The organism is Colwellia sp. MB02u-14, assembly GCF_014076915.1.
Taxonomy (GTDB): domain Bacteria; phylum Pseudomonadota; class Gammaproteobacteria; order Enterobacterales; family Alteromonadaceae; genus Colwellia_A.
Map to the genome: position 1 here is coordinate 1 of NZ_JACGUX010000022.1, position 259 is coordinate 259.

Annotated in this window: 1 tRNA gene; it reads right to left on the reverse strand. The window is 44.4% G+C overall.

Annotation, left to right across the window (positions count from 1 at the left end):
• Window positions 1-40 precede the first annotated feature (40 nt).
• Window positions 41-117 (reverse strand) — tRNA-Met (locus H4J52_RS02940).
• Window positions 118-259: the final 142 nt, after the last annotated feature.

Consider the following 259-nt stretch of genomic DNA (forward strand, 5'->3'; position numbering starts at 1 on the left):
GAGTGAACTGACGACCTGATTTTATACTTATATCTTAAGTTGGTTGCGGGAGCCAGATTTGAACTGACGACCTTCGGGTTATGAGCCCGACGAGCTACCAGACTGCTCCATCCCGCGTCCGAATGTCCTACAATAGTAGGAAGCCCTAAAGGTTTTAATTCTCTTTAGAAGAATTGGTTGTGGCAGCCCATATCTTTGAAGAGTGAACTGACGACCTGATTTTATACTTATATCTTAAGTTGGTTGCGGGAGCCAGATT